Source organism: Proteus sp. fly-1067 (assembly GCF_040139345.1).
GTDB lineage: Bacteria > Pseudomonadota > Gammaproteobacteria > Enterobacterales > Enterobacteriaceae > Proteus > Proteus vulgaris_B.
Window position 1 is genome coordinate 1 of record NZ_JBEEUL010000129.1, and the last position, 661, is coordinate 661.

The 661-nt window shown below is 33.0% G+C and carries 1 protein-coding gene; it reads right to left on the bottom strand.

All coding sequences use genetic code 11. From position 1 onward, the window contains the following. Positions 1-82: 82 nt before the first annotated feature. A partial coding sequence (locus ABN217_RS19555; RefSeq protein WP_349459898.1) for a DUF2339 domain-containing protein occupies positions 83-661 on the bottom strand: 579 nt, incomplete at its 5' end.

The window sequence follows — 661 nt, forward strand, 5'->3', positions numbered from 1 at the left end:
TCTTTAGATCATGCATAAATCTTTTAAGATTATATGCATGATTTTATTTCCCAAATAAGAATTTTTTAAATGTAGATATTTCTTACACTGTTGTATTCTTACTTTGCTTTTTGGGTGGTAATGGTGAGAAATAACCAATTAACAAAATCAGTATGGCAACACCAATAAAGGCCAATGCTCTAAGTAACCCGCTACTTAATGATGTATCAATCAAGAAGAGTTTAGCGATAACAACGGCTAATAGCCCCCCACCAATAAACCAACTTGAACGTGATTTTTTGCGAGTTGCCATCATCATTGTTACTAATGCAGTAATGGCCCAAATAATCGCTAATACGGTTTGGATCACTTTAGAATTAATAATTTCATACATTGTCCAGTCAATATCCGTGACAAAGACTAATCCCCTTAATAAAATCCCATTAGCCCACCAAAAGATCATTGCGGGAATGATATAATTGTATAATGGTAAGTTATTTTGTAACAACTGTTGATATTTAGGAGATTGTTTTATTACTGAAATATATTTATAGCCTACCCATATTCCCATAATTCCCATGAGATCCATCAGGTTAAAGAGAGGTATAAATTTAATACCGCTTTCGGTACCGTTATTCATATTTGCAAAAATTAAAGAAAGTGCAAGCAGAGCTAAAACAGG